The sequence below is a fragment of the Kocuria sp. CCUG 69068 genome, assembly GCF_020833785.1.
Taxonomy (GTDB): domain Bacteria; phylum Actinomycetota; class Actinomycetes; order Actinomycetales; family Micrococcaceae; genus Kocuria; species Kocuria rosea.
In genome coordinates, this window is the sequence record NZ_PDDL01000205.1 from 1 (window position 1) to 2,558 (window position 2,558).

At 71.9% G+C, this 2,558-nt stretch carries 2 protein-coding genes; both read left to right on the plus strand.

What is annotated here, in order from left to right; all coding sequences use genetic code 11:
• Positions 1-133 precede the first annotated feature (133 nt).
• On the plus strand, positions 134-1,681 hold the full coding sequence (gene istA, locus CRM73_RS18845; RefSeq protein WP_229588752.1) for an IS21 family transposase: 1,548 nt from the start codon (positions 134-136) through the stop codon (positions 1,679-1,681).
• A complete protein-coding gene (gene istB / locus CRM73_RS18850; RefSeq protein WP_229588753.1) occupies positions 1,678-2,490 on the plus strand; it encodes an IS21-like element helper ATPase IstB in 813 nt (270 codons plus the stop codon). The genes istA and istB overlap by 4 nt, the downstream gene beginning before the upstream one ends.
• The last annotated feature ends 68 nt before the right edge of the window (positions 2,491-2,558 follow it).

Sequence of the window (2,558 nt, forward strand, 5' to 3'; positions counted from 1 at the left end):
GTGAGTGTGCCAGCCTGAAGTGGCCCCACCTGGAGCGGTTTTGATGCTCTGATTGGGCCCCACCCTCGACCCACCAGCTCTACCGTTCGAATCGTCTGGCAAGGCGATTTCGGGGGTAGAAGCGTTGAAGGAGATGTCGAGAGTGGAGCAGTTCGAACGTATCCGACGAGACCGCCGTGATGAAGGCCTCTCGATCCGGGCTCTGTCCGAGAAGCACAGGGTCCATCGGCGCACGGTGCGTCAGGCGCTGGCCGATGCGACGCCGCCGGCGCGGAAGGTTCCTGAGCGGGTGGCCCCGGTGCTGGGGCCGCACGTGGCCACGGTGCGCCGGTGGTTGGTCGCCGACCAGCAGGTGCCGCCCAAGCAGCGCCACACCGCCCGGCGGGTGTACCAGCGCCTGGTCGAGGAGGAAGGGGTGGTCGTGGCCGAGTCCAGCGTTCGGGCCCTGGTAGCCCAGTTGCGCCGGGAGCTCTTCGATCAGTGCCTGCAGGTGAAGGTGCCCCAGACCCACGCCCCGGCCCAGGAGGCCGAGGTCGACTTCGGGGAGTTCGCCGCGGTGATCGGCGGGGTGCAGATGAAGCTGTGGATGTTCATCCTGCGCCTGTCGCACTCGGGCAAGGCCGTGCACATCGCCTACGCCAATCAGGCCCAGGAGTCCTTCCTGGACGGACACGTGGCCGCCTTCGAGCGGTTGGGCGGGGTGCCGGCGGGCATGATCCGCTATGACAACCTCACTGCGGCGGTGGTGCGGGTGGTGCTGGGGCGTGAGCGGGTGGAGAACCCGCGCTTCATCGCGTTGCGCTCTCACTACGGCTTCGACAGCTTCTTCTGCCTGCCCGGGCTGGAGGGAGCCCATGAGAAAGGTGGGGTCGAGGGCGAGGTCGGCCGGTTCCGCCGCCGTCACCTCGTCCCGGTGCCCGCGGTGGCCACCCTGGCCGAGCTCAACCCGTTCATGGCCGCCGCTGACGCCGCTGACGACGACCGGCGGATCACCGGGCGTGCCGAGACCGTCGGGGCCGCCGCGGCGCGGGAGCTGCCCGGGCTGCGGCCGTTGCCGGTCGAGGTCTTCGATCCGGCCCAGTCGCTGTCGTGCCGAGTGGATGCCCGGGCGCGGGTGTGCGTGCGCCAGTCCTACTACTCGGTGCCGGCCCGCTACGCCGGACGACGCCTGCAAGTGAGATTGGGGGCGACCACGATCACGGTGATCGCCGCCGGGACGGTCGTGGCCACCCACACCCGGTCCCTGCACAAGTACACCGAGGACCTCGTGCTGGACCACTACCTCGAGGTGCTGACCCGCAAGCCCGGGGCCCTGGCCGGGGCCACCGCCCTGGCAACGGCGCGCAGGAGCGGGGTGTTCACGCCGGCCCATCAGCGCTTCTGGGACGCCGCGAGGGCGGATCTGGGCGACAGGGCGGGGACCCGGGCGCTGATCGGGGTGCTGCTGCTGCACCGCACCCTGGGCACCGCCGGGATCGTTGCCGGGCTCGAGGCGGCCGTGGCGATGGGCCGCTTTGACCCCGATTTGGTGGCTGTGGAAGCACGCCGGCTCGGCCAACCCGCCGAGCCGGCACCGGCCGTGGTCCTGCCGGTGACCGCACCACCGGCGGCACTGGAGCACCGCCGGCCACCCTCCCTGGGCGCTTACGACGAGCTGGCCGGCATCGGGGTGGGAGCATGAACACCACCGGCGCCCCGGCCCCCACCCCGGCGGTGAGCCGGGTCAGTGAGGCCGCCGCCCAGGCGGCGATCAACACCGCCTGCCGGGCCCTGTTCCTGCCCACGATCCGCACCCAGGCCGCCCCACTGGCGGCCGCCGCGGCCCGGGAGCGGCTGACCCACCAGGGGTACCTCGCCGAGGTGTTGACCGCCGAGTGCGACGACCGCGAGGCCCGCCGCCGGATCCGCCGGGTGAAGGAAGCGAAGTTCCCCCGGGCCAAGAGCCTGGACGAGTTCGACACCACCGCGATCCCCGACCTGCCCCCGGGCACCCTGGCGCACCTGGCGACCGGGGCCTGGATCGAGGCCGGTCAGCCCCTGGTGCTGCTCGGGGACTCCGGCACCGGGAAAACCCACCTGCTCATCGGCCTGGGTACCGCCGCGGCCGAGCAAGGACGACGCGTGCGCTACGTGAGCACCGCCGCGCTGGTCAACGAGCTCGCCGAGGCCGCCGACGCCAAGCAGCTCTCCCGGGTGGTGGGCCGCTACGGGCGCCTGGACCTGCTCTGCCTGGACGAGCTGGGCTACGTCCACCTCGACGCCCGCGGGGCCGAGCTGCTCTTCCAGATCATCACCGAACGCGAGGAACGCGCCTCGATCGCCTGCGCCACCAACGCCCCGTTCAGCGAGTGGGGCGCGACGTTCACCGACCCCCGCCTGGCCGCGGCCGTCGTGGACCGGCTGACCTTCAACGCCCACATCATCAACACCGGCACCAGCTCCTACCGGCTGCGCACCACCCGCGCCCGGAAAGGAGCCGCCAGCCCCTGATCCCCGACTACACCCCGCGACGCAGAGCCGGACGTCACCGACAGCCGGCCAGCACAACCAACACCCCG

Coding starts and splice junctions, on each gene's coding strand:
- istA (WP_229588752.1), top strand. CDS start 134: ATGTCGAGAGTGGAGCAGTTCGAACGTATCCGACGAGACCGCCGTGAT.
- istB (WP_229588753.1), top strand. CDS start 1,678: ATGAACACCACCGGCGCCCCGGCCCCCACCCCGGCGGTGAGCCGGGTC.